General features: G+C 45.5%; 11 protein-coding genes. 4 read left to right on the top strand and 7 right to left on the bottom strand.

Annotated elements, in window-relative coordinates:
* Window positions 1–1,327: CHAT domain-containing protein (locus tag BV375_RS01230; protein WP_143841931.1), on the top strand; the 1,327-nt coding region annotated here is incomplete at its 5' end.
* 560 nt (window positions 1,328–1,887) lie between these two features.
* Here the strand turns inward: BV375_RS01230 and BV375_RS01235 are convergent.
* Window positions 1,888–2,850, bottom strand: coding sequence for an aldo/keto reductase (locus tag BV375_RS01235; protein WP_086756421.1), 963 nt, complete (start codon window positions 2,848–2,850; stop codon window positions 1,888–1,890).
* A 352-nt stretch (window positions 2,851–3,202) separates the two neighbouring features.
* On the opposite strand from BV375_RS01235, the gene BV375_RS01240 reads away from it, so the two are divergent.
* The 3 genes from BV375_RS01240 (at window position 3,203) to BV375_RS01250 (ending at window position 11,241) form a co-directional block, all read left to right on the top strand.
* Window positions 3,203–4,711, top strand: a complete 1,509-nt coding sequence (locus BV375_RS01240; RefSeq protein WP_086756423.1) for an aldehyde dehydrogenase family protein — start codon at window positions 3,203–3,205, stop codon at window positions 4,709–4,711.
* Window positions 4,712–4,823: 112 nt separating this feature from the next.
* The gene (locus tag BV375_RS01245; RefSeq protein WP_086756426.1) at window positions 4,824–5,804 is read left to right on the top strand and encodes an aldo/keto reductase; all 981 of its coding nucleotides are present in this window, start codon (window positions 4,824–4,826) and stop codon (window positions 5,802–5,804) included.
* 199 nt (window positions 5,805–6,003) lie between these two features.
* A complete protein-coding gene (locus BV375_RS01250) occupies window positions 6,004–11,241 on the top strand; it encodes a PAS domain S-box protein (protein ID WP_086756429.1) in 5,238 nt (1,745 codons plus the stop codon).
* Window positions 11,242–11,262: 21 nt separating this feature from the next.
* On the opposite strand, the gene BV375_RS01255 is transcribed toward BV375_RS01250, so the two are convergent.
* The 6 genes from BV375_RS01255 to BV375_RS01280 all read right to left on the bottom strand — a co-directional run bounded on the left by BV375_RS01255 (window position 11,263) and on the right by BV375_RS01280 (window position 18,089).
* The gene (locus tag BV375_RS01255; protein WP_208099032.1) at window positions 11,263–11,541 is read right to left on the bottom strand and encodes a hypothetical protein; all 279 of its coding nucleotides are present in this window, start codon (window positions 11,539–11,541) and stop codon (window positions 11,263–11,265) included.
* Window positions 11,542–11,809: 268 nt separating this feature from the next.
* Entirely contained in the window at window positions 11,810–15,037 is a 3,228-nt protein-coding gene (locus BV375_RS01260) for an efflux RND transporter permease subunit (RefSeq protein ID WP_086756431.1), read from the bottom strand.
* Between the two features lie 17 nt (window positions 15,038–15,054).
* The gene (locus BV375_RS01265) at window positions 15,055–16,362 is read right to left on the bottom strand and encodes an efflux RND transporter periplasmic adaptor subunit (RefSeq protein ID WP_243713804.1); all 1,308 of its coding nucleotides are present in this window, start codon (window positions 16,360–16,362) and stop codon (window positions 15,055–15,057) included.
* A 124-nt stretch (window positions 16,363–16,486) separates the two neighbouring features.
* Window positions 16,487–16,642, bottom strand: coding sequence for a hypothetical protein (locus tag BV375_RS36455; protein ID WP_166507344.1), 156 nt, complete (start codon window positions 16,640–16,642; stop codon window positions 16,487–16,489).
* 275 nt (window positions 16,643–16,917) lie between these two features.
* Window positions 16,918–17,331, bottom strand: a complete 414-nt coding sequence (locus BV375_RS01275; protein ID WP_086756440.1) for a DoxX family protein — start codon at window positions 17,329–17,331, stop codon at window positions 16,918–16,920.
* A gap of 119 nt (window positions 17,332–17,450) precedes the next feature.
* The gene (locus BV375_RS01280) at window positions 17,451–18,089 is read right to left on the bottom strand and encodes a nitroreductase family protein (protein ID WP_086756442.1); all 639 of its coding nucleotides are present in this window, start codon (window positions 18,087–18,089) and stop codon (window positions 17,451–17,453) included.
* Window positions 18,090–18,268 lie beyond the last annotated feature (179 nt).

The raw sequence follows: 18,268 nt of genomic DNA on the forward strand, positions 1-18,268 counted from the left end.
TGCATTAGGAGAAATCAAAGATAGCCAGGCGGTAGCTGCATTGATTGATGCTTTGAATCATCAAGATTCTTCGGTGCGTAGAACTGTCGCAGATGCATTAGGAGAAATCTGTAGCTCTGAAATACTTACTGAAATGTGGCAGTTACGATTAACTGGCGTAGACAGTGCAAATTATGCCATTTCAAAGATTCAAGAGCGTTACATGTTTTATAACAATGAAATTTTTCATTCTGCCTCAATTGAAAACACAACTCAACCAGAATCAGAAACTATGAAATACCAAGATTTTCAAATATTAGTTGATAAAAATCACCAAATTCGCGCCTCTTCAGAACAAGGTGATGCTTCGAGTGAATTACGCTTAGACATGAACGAAATTGAACTAACCTTAGAACTGATTGAGTTTAACAGGACAAATGATAAGTTACTCAAAAGATTAGGAACCCAACTTTACAAAGCGCTTTTTCCCAACCAAATTAACGCTCGCTTCCATGCCACAATGGCAGGGGCACAAGCAAATGAAGAAAGCGTTCGTTTGCGCTTAATATTTCAATCTCCGCAATTAGCCGCACTCCCCTGGGAATTCCTCTATGACGCAGAAACCAATACCTTTTTAGGAAACAACATCCAAACAGTGCTTTCTCGGTATATTGATGTTCCTCTGCTAAAACGCGATATCATAACCGCTAAGTTACCCCTAAAAGTGCTACTCGTCATTTCATCTCCTACTGACTTAGCTACATTAGACGCAACTAGCGAAGCAACGCTGATTAACTCAGCCCTGGAAACACACATCAAAGCAGGTCAAATAGAATTAGATATTATCCAAGAAGCTACCACCCGCAACATTAATCAAAAGCTACGCGAAAAACCCTACAATATATTCCACTTCATCGGGCACGGTGTTTTTAAAGACAACAAAGGCTACATTGCGCTGCAAGATGACAATAAGCAAGCTAAATTGATGGATGAAGAAAGTTTCGCCAACTTCTTCTTAGGCTACCGCAGTTTGGGGTTAGCTGTACTCAATTCCTGTCAAGGCGCAGAGGTATCAGAACAGCAAATCTTTACCGGAATCGCACCCAATCTAGTACAACGGGGAATCCCTGCGGTAGTTGCGATGCAATATTCTATCTTTGACACCACCGCCAAGATTTTTGCTGATGAATTTTACCGCACCCTGGCTTTGGGCTATCCTGTAGATACTGCTATTCAAACAACCCGCAACGCTATCTCTCAAGAAGTCGGATTAAATCAACGCGACTTTGCCACACCTGTACTATATATGCGTGCAAAGGATGGAATCATCTTGGATTTTCATGCATGATATCTCGTCGGTAAGAGACCATTTATAAAGTAAATCTTATGTCAGCCGATACATTAACAATGTAGGGCGATGCATTGCCAATGCAGGGTGATACATTAACCTGGACTTCCCCCATACAAATGTACTAAAATCTCTAAAAACTATACCAATTAAAGGTTTCAATTGTTGACTTAAAAAACTGTACCCATGTCTAAGCAATAGCCGTTTTGGTGATCGCGCAGAACATTGTAGATTCAATATAATTGGCGATCGCTTGAAGGCGTGAATGACCTACATGGCTACAGAAATTTTGCTCAACAATTTAAACCCATGCAATGATAGGCTTTTGAGCCTGTGTAGGTATATTTGCTGGGGGAAGTCCAGCTTTAAGAGAAATCAAAGATAGCCAGACGGTAGCACCATTGATTCAAGCTTTGCACGATCCTGATTCTTGGGTACGTAGGATTGTCGCAAATGTATTAAGAGAAATCTGTAGCTCTGAAATACTTCCTGAAATGTGTAAGTTACGATTAACTGAGAGTGAAACTGGGTGTCGCTAGCTCTTGCATAACAGCTGTTGATTACGCTTGCTTCAATTGCTGGATGCGCTGTGGTTCCTTTCCCAACCAATCTGGATTCTCGGCAGTACCATCGTAAACTGATGTGGTTTTGAATGGCTCAAATTCGCCGCGTGATGCTGCTTTGGCTGTTTTTGCTAAGAGCGATCGCACCTGTTGCTCATCCATTGGCTGGAATGTCCGCACTGCTTCAAAGGCTTGCTCGAGAATCTCCATGCTGTCCATTCCCGTAATGACAACCGATGTGGGCAGATTCAAGGCATAGTGTAAACACTCAATTGGCGTGGCAGTATTTGACTTTAACAGAATACCGTTTGCCATGCTTTTCATCCCCAAAACGCCAATGTTTTGTTTAACTAATTCTGGTACAACCAGCTTTTCAAAGCTGCGGTAGTGTGCATCCATGACACTCAGCGGCATCTGCACTGTATCAAATTTAAAACCGTAATTAGCTGCAACTTCTAGCATATGCAGATGAATATGCGGGTCTTTGTGCCCTGTGAAGCCGATGTAGCGGAGTTTGCCAGCATCACGCGCCTCAATAAAGGCAGCATTCGCTCCTTCTTCATCAAAAACTCGATGCGGGTCTTCGTACCTGATGATTTCGTGGTGCTGGACGAGATCGATGCAATCAACTTGCAGACGTTGAAGAGATTCGTCTATTTGCCTTGCTGCTTCTTTCTTGGATCTGCCATCGATTTTCGTCATCAGAAAAACTTTGTCTCGGTAGCCATCGCGGAGCGCTTTTCCCATGCGAATCTCGCTAGCCCCATCATTGTAATCCCAAGAGTTATCCATAAAGGTGATGCCACGATCAATTGCTGTACGCACAATCCGCATAGCTAGTTGCTCATCAACGTGTTTTAAGCTGATGTGCCAACCACCCAGTCCGATCGCGGAAACTCTCTCTCCTGTACTGCCGAGAACTCGGTAGAGCATTTCTGAATTTGACGTACTTTGTGACATCTTTTCTCCTTTTATGCCAGCTATTGCTTAAGCACATATAGCTGTGAGCCAATTCAAACATAGAGAAAAGTTCACTATCACTTCCTAAAGGCACAGTTTCTGATGCGATTGCGAATAGACGGGAGAAGCCAAAATGTTGATGACAATTTAGGATGTATGCAGTAAGGGTTAAGTTGTTGTTTGCTGTTTTGAAGTCAGCCAGTAATTTTCCTGAACCATAAGGAAGATGAAACACAACTGCGATCGCAGTTATAACAGACCGTGATTAATTAAATTTTGATGAAATACGTCTGATTGAGTGCATACATAAGCAGGCCGCACCCGAACTCAAACCAATCATGAGGCTTTTTCGATGACAGCAACGACTCCAAGCGGAACGACCGATACTGCCAGTGCACCCGTTCCCTACACGGGATTTGATCGTCTATTTATCGGTGGACGTTGGGTTGCAGGCCGATCTGAACACAAACTGCGACCAATCGATCCGTACCGTCAACAAGTAATTCTAGAAATTCCGGCAGCTGATAAACGCGATCTTGAAGATGCTTATCAAACAGCCCAGCGTGCTCAAGTAGCGTGGGCCCAGACATTACCAAGTGAGCGATCGCTGATCTTGCGTCGGGCAGCCGAAATTATGGATACTCGTCGTGAAGAGATTATTTCTTGGTCAATTCGGGAAGCGGGTAGCCCACGTAAGAAGGCAATGCTGGAATGGAAAGCGGCGCGTGATGTTATGGAACAGGCAGTTTCGGCTCCCTATGGTGCTGAGGGGCGCATTCTTCCATCTGACATCCCAGGTAAGGAAAGCCGGGTATATCGCCGCCCTGTCGGGGTAGTGGGGGTAGTCAGCCCTTGGGACTTTGCGCTTAACCTCGCCAATCGCTCAGTCGCCCCTGCGTTGGCGCTGGGCAATGCAGTCGTGCTGAAGCCACCCTCAAATACTCCCATTTCTGGCGGTCTCATTTTTGGCAAAATCTTTGAAGAAGCCGGACTTCCTGCTGGTGTTCTCAACGTTGTTGCAGGCCCAGCCCGTGAGATTGGTGATGCGTTTGTCAGTCACCCAATCCCGCGAGTGATTACTTTTACAGGCTCGACCAAAGCAGGTCGGCATATTGGGGAATTAGCGATGTCTAGTCCCATTATGAAGCGAGTTTCCCTGGAACTTGGCGGTAACAGCCCGCTAGTTGTTTTAGACGACGCCGATCTAGAACTGGCGGTAAATGCAGCCGTGTTTGGTAAATTCTTGAATGAAGGACAAATCTGCATGAGTATTAATCGGCTAATTGTCGATGAGCAAGTGCATGATGAATTTGTAGAGCGTTTTGTCGATCGCGTTCGTAATTTGAAGATGGGCGATCCGCATGACCCTGATACTTTGATCGGGCCGATTATCGATGAAGCTCAGTTAAACTCACTGCTCAAACATATTCAGCAAGCGCGTCAGGAAGGTGCTCGTCAACTGCTTGGTGGCGATCCGCAAGGATTGATGTTACCTCCACACGTGTTTGTGGATGTTAATAATCAGATGTCGGTAGCGCGGGAGGAGATGTTTGGACCCATCGCTTCAATTATTAAAGTCCGCGGTGAGGTGGAAGCATTGCAAGTTGCAAATGACACCGAGTATGGCTTATCGAGTGCAGTGTTTACTCGCGACGAGGGACGGGGACTACGGTTCGCGCTGGGGATGGAAGCAGGGATGACCCATATCAACGACCAGACGGTAAACGACTTACCAAACGCTCCCTTTGGTGGTGAGAAGAATAGCGGGATTGGACGCTTTGGTGGAAATTGGGCGATTGAGGAGTTTACTACCGACCACTGGATTACTGTCCAGCATACTCCACGCGAGTATCCATTTTAATACCAATTTGAAATTTGTCGCAAACATTTTTTGAATCGGTATAAGTACAGTTTGATCGAGTAAATAACCTTCTGTAAGCAACAGATAATTTATTGGTTAAGGAGATTATGGAATGAAAACTAGAAAACTTGGTAAACAAGGGCTGGAAGTTTCTGAGCTAGGGCTTGGTTGCATGGGGATGTCTGAGTTTTACAGTGGACGTGATGAACAAGAAGCGATCGCCACTATTCACCGTGCTTTGGAACTGGGAATCAACTTTCTGGACACCGCAGATATGTATGGCCCATTTACCAATGAACAGTTAGTTGGTAAGGCAATCAAAGACCGTCGAGATCGGGTAGTGCTTGCAACTAAGTTTGGCAATGTCCGTACTGAAGATGGCGGGTGGCAAGGTATCAGTGGTAAACCGGAATATGCGCATCAAGCTTGTGATGCTTCGCTCAAACGTCTAGGAGTCGAGGTAATCGACCTCTACTATCAACATCGAGTCGATCCCACTGTCCCCATTGAAGACACTGTGGCAGCGATGGCAGAATTAGTGCAGCAAGGCAAAGTGCGCTATTTAGGACTTTCCGAAGCTGCTCCGGCGACGATTCGGCGGGCAAATGCAGTTCACCCAATTACGGCACTGCAAACAGAGTATTCCCTGTGGAGCCGCGATCCAGAAGATGAAATTTTGCCCACAGTGCGAGAGTTGGGAATTGGCTTTGTGCCTTACAGTCCACTAGGACGTGGTTTTTTATCAGGTGCGATCGCCAGCCCAGATGACCTTGCACCTGATGACTATCGCAGAAATTCGCCTCGCTTTCAAGGTGAGAATTTCTCTAAGAATCTGCAATTAGTCGAAAAAGTCAAAGCAATTGCCAATCAAAAAGGTATAACTCCGACTCAGCTTGCTTTAGCATGGCTTTTAGCTCAAGGCGAGGACATTGTCCCCATTCCCGGCACAAAACGCCGCGCTTATTTGGAAGAAAACGTTGCAGCCAGCGAGATTAACCTGACTCCAGAAGATTTAAATCAACTGGAAGCAGTTGCACCCAAAGGTATCGTAGCAGGCGATCGCTATCCTGATATGAGCACTGTCAATCGTTAAGCTGGGCATGGAGCATTGGGCAAGTGGGCATTAGGCAATAGGCAATAAGTATTTCTTTCCTCCCCTGTTCCCTATCCTCCTTGTCCCATTTCTCCTCACACTCCCCTTTGAGGCAAAACCTCAGCCTTAAGGAAGATCCTGATTAGGACATAACTCGGATTGAATAGAAAAGACCGTGTATGCATACGGATAAATATACATGAAGCGTGATGCCGCTGGTAAGTTTGTGAGTAATTGGGATTCAGAACCGAAACAACGAGTTAGCCTATCTCTTACCAGTACAGCGTGGCAATTGCTTGATGAGGAGGCTCAAAAGCGCGGGATTTCTCGTTCGGAAGTAATTGAACAGGTTGCTCGCAGCTTGGGAAGCGAACAAAATTTTAATGAAAATACTGAGCAGCAAGAGATCGCCGCTTTGCAACATCAGAAACAAGAGTTAGAAACTCTACTGGAAAATGTTCCAGATGCGATCGCTCGCTTCGATTTGCAAATTCGTTACCTCTATGCCAACCGAGCTGTCGAGCAAGCTTTGGGACTTTCACGGGATGCTCTACTGGGTAAATCCATGTCTGAATTTATGTCAGATCCAATTTACCTGTTTTGGGAAGAGCATTTACGTCAAGTGTTTGCAACTGCTCAAGAACAGGAGATTGAATTTGAATTTCAAACCCCATTTGGGGTAAGGTTTTATCAAGCTCAGTTGGTGCCAGAATTGAATGCTGAGGGAATGCCGATATCAGTTGTAGTCATCAGCCGGGATATGACTGAAGCTACACAAATTCAGCAACAGCACTGCCAACTCCTGACTGCTCAAGAAACTGAGCGCCAGGTGACAACGATTCTGGAAAGCATTACGGATGCCTTTGTTGCGTTCGATAGTAACTGGCGCTACACTTATGTGAATCGAGCAGCTACTCTAATTTTGCAAAAACAGCCAGAGGAACTGATTGGCAAACAAGTTTGGAACGAAGTATTTCCTAGTGAAGTGGGTAGTATTGCATACCATCAATTGCATCGAGCTGTGGTAGAACAAGTACCTGTTTCATGGGAAGAGCTTGGACAACCAATTGAGCGTTGGTTAGAAGTCAATGCTTATCCCTATGCTGAAGGTGTGGCAGTTTATTTTCGTGATGTCACAGAACGCAAGCAGGCTGAAGCAGCCCTGCAACAGCAAGCTGAAGCTTTAGAAAACCAGCAGAAGTGGTTGGAAACTGTGTTGGATTTGATGCCAACGCCAATGGTGTTTATTGAACCAGTCACGGCAAAAATCACCTTTTCCAACCGGATTGCCAATGAATTGGCAGGTGGCGACTTCCCAAAAAACAAATCTATTGAGGAATATCCTGATAGCTACTACTGCACCGATGTCAATGGCGATCGCATTCCCACAGAAAGAATGCCTGCGGTATTGATAGCACGGGGAGAACAGATACAAAATCATCAAGTGAACTGGCACACGCCAGGTGGTATTCGCTCAACCCTTTGCTGGGGAGAAACCTTGCCAGCAATGTATGGACATCCTGCCATTGGCATTTGTATGTTTCAGGATGTGACTCGACTCAAGCAGATTGAAGAAAACTTGCAGCAAACCGAAGATCGCTTACAGCTGGCGCTGTCGTCTGCTCAAATGATCGCTTGGGACATGGATTTAATTACGCATCATGTACTGTGTTCGCCCAATGCGTTAGAAATTTGGGGTATTTATGTAGGGAAAACAGAAGACTTTTTTGCTTTGATTCATCCAGACGATCGCCAACGGATGATCCAAGCGGCGGAAATGGCGATCTCTGGAGAACCTTCCTACAAGCAGGAGTATCGGGTAATTGCGCCAAACGGTGCTGTGCGCTGGCTCAATAGCCAAGGACAAGTTTATCTCGATGAAACTGGGCGGGGAGTTCGCATAACTGGCGTTTCAGTTGATATCACAGAGCGTAAACTAATTGAAGCAGAGCGCGATCGCCTGTTAGAACGAGAACAAGTTGCCCGACGGTTAGCAGAAAGCGAACGCCAGCGACTGAGAGAAATTCTGATGCAGGTTCCGGCGATGTTTGCGGTTTTATCAGGCCCCGATCACGTCTTTGAATTAGCTAACTCCACCTTTTTGAAAATTTTTGGACGTTCCGAAGCCATCATTGGCAAAACAGCACGAGCAGCTTTTGCAGATATGGAAGACCAGGAATTTTTTGAAATTCATGACCATGTTTATCAAACTGGAGAGATGATTCGCGGAGATGAGTATTTGACTCGCTGGGATGCGAAGATCGATGGCAAATTAGTCGAAGGATTTTTCAATCTCACTTTTCTCCCGCTGAGAAATGTCGAAGGTGAGATTAACAGTATTCTTATACATGGAATTGAAGTAACCGCACAGGTAAGGGTGCGTCAACAGGTGGAAGCTCTACTCGAAGAGCTTCAGCAAAAAGAGCAACAGCAGCAATTTTTAATCGAATTGAATGATGCGATGCGTGCGATTCAAAACTCGCAGGAAATTATGTGGCGGGTAGTTTGTGCTACAGGAAAACACTTCCAGGTGACTCGCTGTACCTATGGTGAAATTGATTCTACGCAGGAATATGTCATTGTCGATCGCGACTATTGCAAGGATGTAATTAGTGTCGCGGGTAGTCACCAAATGGATTCCTTTGGCCCGGAAATCATTGCTCAACTTAAGCAGGGTAAAACAATCGTCGTCGATGATGTCGATACCGATCCTCGAACTGCGGGATCTGGAGCAGCTGCCTTTGATGCCATTCAGACAAAATCTCTGCTGTGTGTTCCCTTGGTGAAAGAAGGGCGATTTGTGGCGCTATTTGTGTTGCATCATATCTCTGCTCGCCATTGGACAGACCAAGAAGTGGTACTGATGGAGCGAATTGCGCAAAAAACCTGGTTAGCCGTAGAGCGATCGCGCACGGAAGAGGAATTACGGGAAAGTGAAGCTCACCTGCAAGTTGCGCTTAAGGTCGGACGCATGGGAACCTGGAACTGGAATATGCAGACTCGCACACTCATCTGGTCAGAAGGACACTTCACCATCTTAGGTCTGCAATCGCATAGATGTAAACCCAGTTATAAAGCATGGGCAAATCAGGTGCACCCTGATGATTTAGTTGAAACGAGGGCGAAATTTCAGCAAGCCATCACGGAGAAAAAAGAGTATCATCACGAATATCGTTTGCGTTGGTCAGATGGCTCAATTCACTGGGTAGAAGCGAGAGGAAAATTTACCTACGATTCTCAGGGAAGTCCCAAACACTCAATCGGCGCTGTTATTGACATCACAGAGCGCAAGCAAGCTGAACAAGAACGGGAACAATTGCTAGAACGCGAACGCATTGCCCGCAATCAAGCAGAAGCTGCACAAAATCAACTAGCAACAATTTTTGAAACCTCTCCGGTGGGAATTGCCCTATTAGATGCTGAGCAGCGATTTATTGCTCTTAATGAAGCATTGGCCGAAATTAATGGACTAACCCGCGAACAACACTTAGGGTATTCAATTCCTGAACTTTTTGGTCAATCCGATCCCAATTTAGTTAAAATTTTTCACGAAATTTACACTACAGGAAATCCTTTCATCTCACCAAATTTTACTTTTAAAGTTCCTGGACGCAGCGATGTCTCACGACAAGCCGCTACGCGTCTACGCTTTCCTGGTTACTACAATGTTTACTATCTGCCAACTACAAACTCCAACCATCAGGTAAAAGAAGTTTTAGTCTATGTCTTAGACGTGACAGAGCAAGTATGCTTAGAGCGTAGTCAACGCTTTCTGGCAGAGGCGAGTGCAGTCCTAGCCTCTTCCCTCGATTATCAAACCACCTTGGAACGAGTGGCACAATTGGCAGTAGCTGAGTTGGCAGATTGGTGTACAGTGCACATGATTGCAGAAGATGGTTCGATTGAGCAGATTGCAGTAGCTCACATCGATCCTGCCAAACTAGAATGGGCAGATCAAATTAGACAGAAATATCCTCTAGACCCGAATGCGCAACGGGGTGCTGCATTGACTTTGCGAACTGGGGAGTCAGATATTATCCCAGATATTCCCGATGAATTGCTCGTACAAGCAGCCCGTGACCCAGAACATTTAGAAATTTTACGCCAAGTAGGGTTCAAATCTGTAATGACAGTGCCGCTAAAAACCCAAGCACGCATTCTCGGTGTCATTACCTTTATTTCAGCCGAGTCTGGGCAACGATACAACCAGAGCAATTTGCAATTAGCCCAAGAACTAGCTCGCCGTGCTTCCTTAGCAATCGACAATGCGCAATTGTATCTGCTAGCTCAACGCGATCGCGCCAAAGCAGAAGCCGCTAACCGGATTAAAGACGAATTTCTGGCGGTGCTATCCCACGAATTGCGATCGCCCCTGAATCCGATTCTCGGTTGGACAAAAATGCTCCGAGGTAAGCGCCTAGATGCGGCAAAAACCGACCTAGCCTTAGAAACAATCGAGCGCAACGCCAAGCTACAAGCGCAATTAATTGAGGATTTGTTGGATGTCTCCCGCATCCTCCAAGGAAAAATGACGTTAAATGTTGCACCAGTTAATTTAGCTGCAATAATTGAAGCAGCCTTAGAAACGGTACGACTGTCAGCAGAAGCCAAAAGCATTCATATCCAGACTAAATTCAACTCGATTTCCGGAAGCGTTTCCGGCGATGCCAACCGCCTACAACAAGTTGTCTGGAACCTGCTCTCCAATGCGGTGAAGTTTACACCATCTGAAGGAAGAGTTGAGGTGCAACTAGAGCAGGTTGGTATGTATGCTCAAATTCAAGTCAAAGACACAGGAATTGGCATTACCCCGGAGTTTTTACCTCATGTATTTGAATACTTCCGCCAAGAAGACAGTACTAGAACCAGAAAATTCGGCGGGTTGGGATTGGGACTGGCAATCGTGCGCCATTTAACTGAACTGCATGGCGGAACAGTTCATGCAGATAGTTCAGGACAAAATTTAGGGGCAACATTTACTGTCCGGCTACCGTTAAACGTTGTCGAGCCAGAACTATCTTCTAATGACACCCACTTAGAAAATGTGACACAACTAACAGGGATTCAAATATTGGTTGTCGATGATGATGCAGATATGCGGGAGTTGGCAGAATTTATCCTCACCGAATCTGGCGCACAAGTTAGAACAGCTGCTTCAGCACTACAGGCATTAACTTTATTAAATCAGTCTATCCCCCATTTGTTACTGTGTGATATTGGGATGCCAGAAATGGATGGCTATTCACTAATTCAGCAAGTTAGAAACTGGTCACCTGAACAGGGAGGAAACCTTCTTGCGATCGCACTGACTGCTTATGCCGGAGAAATCAATCAGCAACAAGCCTTAGCCGCCGGATTTCAGATGCATATCTCCAAGCCTGTTGATCCAGAGGAGTTAGTGCAGGCAATTGTCCAATTGCTTCAAGCGATCGGTTAAGACAAATAATTAAAGCCTTGATTAGTACTTTTCTTTATCTGTACTTGAGCGAATGGCTTTGTCCAGATCCCGCAGTAAGTCTTCTTCCGCATCCCGCTCTTGCTTCAGTTCTCGAATCATTTCCTGACTAGAGCCAATTAGCAAGCCAGCAACTCCACCAATAATGGCGTATTTTTGCTCCAAATCTTTATACATTTGACTCGTATACGGGCAAGGAAGTAAATAAGCAATAATAAAACCAATTCCAGCACCCAATAATGCGGTCACAATACCAGAGAAAGCGATCAGTTTGGCGTTCATTTGCTTTACTCCGATGCTCAATACCCCTGCTAGTTGATCAGGGTACACTTTCATTGTCTCAGTGTATTTCCAAGCCGGAGCTTAATCTTTAACTCTTGTAATATCAACGTTTTGGATAATTTGAATTTTATGATATTGAACCACAGATAAACACAGATGCACACAGATAAATATCGGTGCTTATCTGTGTTCATCCGTGGTTGAATTTCCTCAACTTATTTCCTAGTGGCACACCAATTTTCTTGTACAGATTTTTACAAGAAGTCTATTACTTGGAATCATTAGACGCACGCTCATCGCCAGCTTGCGTCCCAACCATCGCTGTTGCTTGTTTATCCTCCTGTTTATCTGAGGTAGGCGGTTTGGCTTGATGAGAAGTTTTGCGCTTTAAGAAGCGTTCTTCTAAATTCTTAACGATCACATACAACACTGGCACAATCAGCAAACTCAAAACTGTGGACACGAGTAGTCCACCAAACAATGCGGTTCCCAACGACCAGCGTGAGGCTGAACCGGCTCCTGAGGCGACGACTAGGGGGAAAAATCCCAGCAATGAGGCACTGGAGGTCATGACAATCGGTCGAAATCGCTCTTGGGCGGCGGTTAAAGCGGCTTTGGGAATTGTCATGCCTTGTTCAAAGGCTTGATTGGCAAACTCAACAATCAAAATTGCGTTTTTCGAGGCGAGTCCAATCAACATTACCAAAGCTACGTTGGCGTAGACATCGTTCACCAAACCGCGCAACGATAACGCACTTAACGCACCCAACAAAGCTAAGGGTACGGTTAACAAAATAATTGCGGGGTCAATGTAACTTTCATACTGAGCAGCCAGGGTGAGAAACACCATAATCACCCCAAAGCCAAAAATCAGAATTCCCAAGTTACCTGCGGTTAATTCTTCGCGGGCGGTTCCAATCCAGTCACTACCAACGCCTGGTAAGGCTACTGCGGTTACTGCTTGTTGCATTGCTTGGATTGCTTGTCCGCTACTGTAGCCTTGCGCTTCTCTACCTTGGATATCGATGGCGCGGAAGCCGTTGTAGTGAGAGATAACGGCGGGGCCTGTAATGGGTGTAAGTTTTGCCACCTCACTTAAGCGCACCATTTGGTTATTTGCTGATCGCACATACAGCTGATTTATATCATTTGGCGATCGCCGATAGTTGCCCTCGGCTTGCACATAAACACGATAGCTTTGCTGTCCCAGGGTAAAATCATTGACGTACTGCGAGCCAATAGCGGCTCCCAATGTATTCACAGCTTCCTGAAAATCAACGTTGAGGGCTTCTAAACGATTGCGATCGAAGTCGATTTGAAATTGGGGTGTGCTGGCGGTAAACTGTGTAAACACACCACCAGCCAGGGCTGGTTGCTGGTTTGCTTGAGCAATCACCGCTTGAGCATTGGCAAAAAAGTCATCAATTGTCAATCGCCCATTGGTGCGGTCTTCTAGCTGTAACTCAAAACCACCCAAGGTACTAAAGCCTTGAATAGGTGGTGGATTGACTGCGGTGAGAATCGCATCTGGGATTGTTTGAAATGCGCCATTAATTCGCCCTAAAATTGCCGACGCGCTTTGATTAGATTGAGTGCGTTCTTCCCAAGGTTTCAGCTTGGCAAAAAACACACCGCGATTTGAGCCACTACCTGCAAAACCAAATCCCGAAGTTGCAAAAACGTTATCAATTTCTGGCTCTTTTTGCAGAATTTGTTCAAGTTTTGTAATTACTTGATCGGTATAAGCTAGGGAAACTCCATCTGGAGCTTGAATAATGCCTAACACAATCCCCTGATCTTCATTGGGCACAAATCCTGTGGGCACATGGGTAAACATAAAATAAGTCCCAGCTAAACCCACGACAAACAATGCCACGACAGCATAACGCAGACGAATCAAAAAATTGACGATCGCCAGAAACTTTTCAATAATCCATGCCAAAATCTGATTAAATTTATTAAAAAACCAGCCCAACGGGCCGCGTTTGGGTTGGGGCGGACGCAGTAAAATCGCCGCCATACTGGGACTGAACGAAAGCGCATTAAACGTCGAGATGGCGATGGAGAATGCAATCACTAACGCGAACTGCTGATACATTTTTCCGGTCGAACCTGGGAAAAATGCTACTGGAATAAACACCGCCATCAACACCAGCGATGTTGAAACCACGGCTCCAGTCAGTTCGTCCATTGCTTCATACGAGGCTTGTAGAGGTCTGACTCCCTGTTCAATTTTGCGGGCGATCGCTTCTACAACGATGATGGCGTCATCAACTACTAATCCTGTGGCTAAGATTAATCCAAATAAAGTTAAATTATTTAATGAAAATCTAAATACATAAGCAAATGCTAATGCGCCAATTAGCGAGACAGGAATGGCAACAACAGGAATAATTGTGGCACGCCAGTCTTGGAGAAACAGAAAAATCACCAACACAACCAGAGCGATCGCTTCGACTAGGGTTTTCACAACTTCTTCGAGGGAAGCTTGCACAAACCCAACGGTATCGTAAACGATCTGGGTTTTTAATCCTGGTGGAAAGTCTTTAATCAGGTCATTCATCTGCGCTTCAATATTTCTCGCCACATCTAGCGCATTACTTCCTGGTGACTGATAAATAGCCAGCCCGATCGCCGGCTTGCCATTATTTCTTGCATTGCTGGCGTAAGTCTCCGAGCCGAGTTCGGCATAACCCACATCCCTGAGTTTGATTAAGTCTCCATTACTCCCTGCTTTGATGACGAGGTTATCAAACTGCGCAGCATTTTGAAATTGACCATTGACCCGCAGCGGAATTTCATAGCTTTGTCCAGGGGGTATAGGCGCTTGACCCAAAGTTCCGGCTCCGGCGAGAATGTTTTGCGATCGCAGTGCTGTCGATACATCTGCCACGGTTAATTGCCGACTCGCCAAGGCATTCGGATCGAGCCACAGTCGCATTGCATAGCGCTTTTCCCCAAAAATCGTCAGATCGCCGACTCCTGGGGTTCTCAGCAGTTGATCTCGCAAATTCAGGTCAATATAGTTACTAATGAATAAGGGATCGTACTCATTATTTTCTGCATAAAACGTATACACTAACAAAATGCTTGTAGAAGCCGTTTGCGCTGTCACACCAAGTTGTTGCACGCTCGTTGGCAAGCGGGGTGTCGCCCTGGCGATGCGATTTTGCACGTTAACTTGGTCAATATTTTTATCAGTCTGTGCCCCAAAATATACTGAGATTTGGCTACTTCCCGCTGAACTGTTCGAGGTCATGTACTGCAAACCCTCGACACCATTAATTTGTCGCTCTAGCGTTGTTGTAACTGCACTCTCGACCGTTGAGACATCTGCCCCGGTATAGTTAGCTGATATTTGAACGCGAATCGGGGCAATATCTGGCAAATAATTGAGTGGTAGTAGCGGAATACACACGCATCCTACAATCAGAATCACTAAAGTACAAACGGTAGTTAACACCGGGCGTTTGATAAAGTTGTTCGCGATCGACATGATCGAGTGTCCTGGATTTAGGATTGGGGTTGAATGGGTGTGCCTTCTCTCAGTTTGAGAATGCCAGAGGTGACGATAGTTTCGCCGGGTTTGAGTCCCTCAAGAACTTGATAATTGGACCCTTGAATATCACCGAGGCGCACTAAACGCTGATGCACAATTTGCTGCGGTTTGCCGTTTACAGTTTTGTTTTCTGTGACAAACACAAAACTTTGTCCGCCAATTCGAGAAATGGCAACGGTGGGAATCAATATCCCTGGTTGTCGATTCCAAATTATCCGCCCTTGGACATATTGCCCATCGCGCAATCGCCCTTGGGAATTGGCAAAGCGTGCCTTACTTAAAATCGACTGCTGATTAGAACTTACGTTTGGAGAAATGTAGTTAACCGTACCTGTGCCAATCACTTGCTGGGTGGTGGGATCGATTAACTGCACAGGCAATCCAATTCGCAGCTGCTTTAAGCGATTTGAAGGTACAGAGAGATTCAGATCCAGCGCATCGTTTTGGGTGATTGTGGTGATCGTTTGTCCGGTGTTGACATAATCGCCAATTTTCACTGGAAATTCACCGACTATGCCCGTAATTGGTGATACCACTCGTTTGAGATTCACGTTGACTCGGGCAGCAGCCGTACCTGCTTGAGCCGCGCGTACATTGGCTTGGGCTTGCCGAATTCCTGCACCAGCTGCCGCAACTTGTTTATCTGCGGCTTGCAAATCCGCGATCGCAGTTTGTAAATTATTTCTGGCTACATCTAACTGCTGTGTTGCCAACGCTCCCTCCGTGACTAATTGTTGGGTGCGAGTAAATTGTGTCTGCTGAAGTTGAACATTGGCTGCAACCTTAGTACGTTGCGCCTGGGCTTGTTGGAGCTGTGCTTGAGCCGTTTTTAACCCCGCTTGCGCTGCACTGGCTGCTGCGATGGAACTAGCAACATTAGCCTGAGTCTGATCTAAACTCAAAGATGCGATCGGCGTTCCCTTTTGTACCCGCTGACCGCTAGAGACGAGAATTGATTCAATTCGCCCCTGAATTTGCGGCTGTAGCGTGACTTTTTGCTGTGCTTCTAAAGCTCCGACAAAATCGGAACTTTCTTCGGTCGTGCTAGTGCCAATTTGCTGAACTTTTACTGGCAATGCCGAGTTTTTAGCATTTGCTGCGGGAGCATTTTGAGAGGGAGCAGCTGAGCGCTGATTGCCAAAATGCGAAAACACAGTCATCCCACCAATAGCTAAGACCAGACCCAGCCCTAACCCTACCAACAACCCTTGCTGTCCTGAAAGCCTTCTAAATGCAGAATTATTAATTTTAGGAGTTTCCATTGACTCACCCTCCAACTGCCCAGGCAGAATCAATTAGACGTAATACCAATTCAAATAATGTTTGCGGCAGATAAATTCTTTGTAGGAGCATGGCACCAGTAAAATAATTTTATGTACCAAAAGATTATGGATGCCTTGCCCTTACTGATACCATTTCACAAAAAATATGATGTGGATGTAGGTTGGGTTGAGGAACGAAACCCAACAGTTCAAAGTCTTGTAATTGTTGGGTTTCATACAGTTCAAACGCCACTTCACTCAAGTCGGGAAACCCGCCCACGTGAGTGGCTCCCCAACCTACGCATCTGTCTCATTTTTTCCTGGAATTGGTAAGCTAATAACCATTAAAATTGCATCTCCGCGTCTCCTTTTCTCCGCGTCGCCGCGTCTTTCTGAGGTTAAGGATTATGCAACTTAAAGGCGGGTTAGCTTATTACTGTCGCGTTCTTTTTTAAAAATGGTATAAGTTGGTAACTTTTTAGCTAGGGCCGAACAATAAATTATTAACTAGGACTGAACAATTAATCTTCCAACCTTAGTAGGAGAATTGTCTTCTCAATTCTGGACAGCAGACTTCGCTCCCGTCCTGCTAGTTAGTGTATCTATGCTCCAAACACCCGCTCCTCGCGCCGCGATATAGAGAAACAGGAAACAGTAAAGCACAGCTAACTCACCATGATTAACAATTGGCAGAAAACCTTGTGCAGCGTGCAGCATAAAGTAGGCAACTGCCATTTCACCGCTGGCAATGAAAGCTGCATAACTAGCTAGTAGCCCCAAAGCAATCATCAATCCGCCAACCAATTCAATTAGTCCACCGAATCCCATCAATGAAACCAAAGGCACGGTCGGTTTGTTGCCTGGTATACCAAAAATTTTCTGGCTCCCATGCATGGCGAACATCAACCCCACAACTATTCGCAAAACTGCATAGATATATGGCGAATATTTGCTGAGAAACGCATCCATCAACGAATACCTCTCATTTTCAAGTAATGCCGTCTGTACAAATGTCTTTAATCTTTTTCGTAGTGCAAGCATCTTGCTCGCTTTTGAACATCTGCGAGCCAGACGCTCGCACTACAAATTTATTGGGTATTTAAAAAATTGGATCTCCCTTGGCTTGTGATTAAGGGTGAGACTTGGTTCCAACTGCCAGAGAACACAAATGTTTCTAAGGGTTTGCGCTGGCGTGGGGCGAATTCTCGTTGCTGTAACCTTTGCGACAAGTTTTCAGGATCTCCAAGATAGCCAAGTGCGATCGCCGCAACTGGCTCATAGCCATCTGGAATGCCGTATACTTGTTTGGCTTTAGTTACATCAAATCCTGCCATCTGGTGAATAAATAGCCCTAATGCCATTGCTTGGATCGCCAAAGTTGCAGAGGCCGCGCCGACATCGTGAAAAGCATGTCGATTTTCTACGCCGTTGCGCTCAAAGTAAAGCTTGGTTACAGACAGCATCAGAACTGGCGCATTCTTCGCCCACTCTTGATTCCCTTCTGCAAGGCAATCTAATAAACGTTGAAATTCTGCCGGATTGTCTTTGGTAGCAATAATATAACTCCACGGTTGCTCGTTGTAAGAAGATGCTGCCCATCCTGCTGCTTCTAAAACAGTGCGTAATTTTTCTGTTTCCACTGGTTGCTCTGAGAAAGCCGAAGGACTCCAGCGTTCCCGCAGCAAATCTTCAACTAGATATTGAGTCTCAGCTGTTTTGTTGGTCATCAGAAGATCTTTTCTGGCAGTAGTATTCATTACGCCTTTACCTCAAGCTTTCTCTTCTTGCAGCAATCTATTAATTAATAGTGAGCTTTCAAGTAGCAATAGCCCAATACGGTTCAGTTAAGGTGATAAGAGTTCTCATCTGTCGGACAAAAACCAAGATTTGGGGGAGAATCCCCCAA

The organism is Nostoc sp. 106C (assembly GCF_002154725.1).
Classification (GTDB): domain Bacteria; phylum Cyanobacteriota; class Cyanobacteriia; order Cyanobacteriales; family Nostocaceae; genus Aulosira.